We start from the raw sequence: 2,219 nt of genomic DNA on the forward strand, positions 1-2,219 counted from the left end.
TTCACTTCAATTCCACCAACTCCTCCGACTGTTGACAAACCTGAATTAAAACTCTACAACATTCAATTGCACAAGGTAAGTGAAGAAGGTAAAGGTCTTCTAGGAGCGGTATTTGGACTCTATGAGGCAGATGGTACAACTCCAGTAGCTAACCCATATGGTGAAGGTCAAGCGACTGCTACTTCTGATGAGAAAGGTCTTGTAACTTTCATTGGATTTGAAGCGAAAGATTATGTCATCAAGGAATTGACAGCTCCAACTGGATACCAATTGTTAACGGATCCTATCACAGTTTCAGCTAGTGATTTTACCCAAGCTAAAGATTTGGTCGTTGATAAAGGAAATGTAGTGAATAATAAAATTCCACCATATACTCCACCATATACTCCACCATATACTCCACCATATACTCCGCCATATACCCCACCAACTCCACCAACTACTCCTTCAACACCTCCAACACCTCCAACACCTCCAACGCCTTCAACCGACAAACCGAAAGGAAATCATCCTTCTGGTAAACAATCAAAAGAAGGTAAAAAACAAAGTCTTCCTTCTACTGGTGAGACAGTAAGTGCTGGATTTATTACAGCAGGTCTTGTCCTTGCAAGTGCTGGAAGCATGCTCGTTGCTAAAAAACGCCACGAATAAGTTCTTAAAACAGGTATTCATCTAGCTTGCTAGATGGACCTGTTTTTTATTAACGATTATCCTATTTTTTCATCTTATTACTAGCGTTTTGTCTATATTTTCTTAGACACACAAAGAGAGGTTGATACCAATTCAACCTCTCTTTTTCTTATAATTCCTGTAATAAATAACGGAAGAGTTCTAAATTCCCTTTTTCTTCATTGACCAAGTATTCTGGATGCCATTGCAAGCCCATAATCCGATGGCCGTCTACTGCTTCAATCGCTTCGATGGTGTGATCACGCGGATCAAAGGCGGTTGCACGGAAATTTGGTGCAAGATCCTTGATACTTTGACGGTGCACGGAATTGATCCGACTAGCCTGTCCAAAGAGTTGCTCCACCACACTGCCTTTTTTAGTCTCGATAGAATGGGAAGTCCCAAACGGAAGTCCTTGCCAATGTCCTTCGATCTCTTGGTTGAGTGTTCCTCCAAAAGCCACATTGATCAACTGAACCCCACGGCAGATTCCTAGAACCGGTTTGTTTTGGCGAACTGCTTCCTTCAGTAGGGCAAGCTCAAATTGATCCCGTTCGATATTATAATCATCGCTTTCGATCGTTTTTTCTTCGCCATAGAGACTAGGATCGACATTTTGGCCTCCACTTAAGATCAATTTGTCAATCGTTTCAACATAGTCCTTAACCAAGGAAGGATCTCCCATTGGAATGACCATTGGAAGCCCACCTGCTTGACGGATTCCTTCCGCAAATTGACTAGACACGGAGGAATGAAGGTTTTTCCCTTCCGGGTCAACCGGACAGAGATTAGCGGATACTCCAACAATTGTTCTGCACATATTCATTCCTCCTTCATTTTAACTACTACTTATCTTACCACCCATTAGTGATAGTGTCTAATATGTATTTTTAAAGAAGACGATAAATAAAACTTATCACATATAAAAAAACAGAATCATCTAATCAATCTAGATGATCCTATTTTACAAATTATTCATCACGTTTTCTAACAAGTGTACTTCCAGCACCTGCAAGGGCAAGTCCTGTTACAAGAAGTCCAACGCTGACTGTTTCACCTGTAGAAGGAAGGATTCGTTCCTTGTCTTCTTTTGGTTGACTTCCAGAAGGCTGATGCCCTTTAGGTTTGTCAGTTTTGGGTTTCTCATTTGGTTTGTTAGTTGATGGTGTTGGCGGAGTATATGGTGGAATTTTATTATTTACTACATTCCCTTTATCAACGACCAAATCTTTAGCTTGGGTAAAATCACTAGCTGAAACTGTGATAGGATTCGTTAACAATTGGTATCCAGTTGGAGCTGTCAATTCCTTGATGACATAATCTTTCGCTTCAAATCCAATGAAAGTTACAAGACCTTTCTCATCAGAAGTAGCAGTCGCTTGACCTTCACCATATGGGTTAGCTACTGGAGTTGTACCATCTGCCTCATAGAGTCCAAAGACTGCTCCTAGAAGACCTTTACCTTCTTCACTTACCTTGTGCAATTGAATGTTGTAGAGTTTTAATTCAGGTTTGTCAACAGTCGGAGGAGTTGGTGGAATTGAAGTGAA

General features: G+C 40.8%; 3 protein-coding genes. 1 reads left to right on the plus strand and 2 read right to left on the minus strand.

Translation table 11 applies throughout. The features are described 5' to 3' along the window. On the plus strand, positions 1-651 hold a 651-nt coding region (locus O3629_RS10075; protein ID WP_371609141.1), incomplete at its 5' end, for a SpaA isopeptide-forming pilin-related protein. A gap of 148 nt (positions 652-799) precedes the next feature. Here the strand turns inward: O3629_RS10075 and O3629_RS10080 are convergent. Both O3629_RS10080 and O3629_RS10085 read right to left on the minus strand, forming a co-directional pair. Further along, entirely contained in the window at positions 800-1,489 is a 690-nt protein-coding gene (locus tag O3629_RS10080) for a gamma-glutamyl-gamma-aminobutyrate hydrolase family protein (protein ID WP_003002057.1), read from the minus strand. Between the two features lie 151 nt (positions 1,490-1,640). Continuing rightward, on the minus strand, positions 1,641-2,219 hold a 579-nt coding region (locus tag O3629_RS10085), incomplete at its 5' end, for a SpaA isopeptide-forming pilin-related protein (RefSeq protein ID WP_371609142.1).

Origin of the sequence: Streptococcus sp. 27098_8_12 (assembly GCF_041432115.1) — a bacterium.
Classification (GTDB): Bacteria; Bacillota; Bacilli; order Lactobacillales; family Streptococcaceae; genus Streptococcus; species Streptococcus parasanguinis_V.

What these genes read in the sequence shown, in the direction of transcription:
- O3629_RS10080 (WP_003002057.1), bottom strand. Translation starts at nt 1,489, where the DNA reads ATGTGCAGAACAATTGTTGGAGTATCCGCTAATCTCTGTCCGGTTGAC.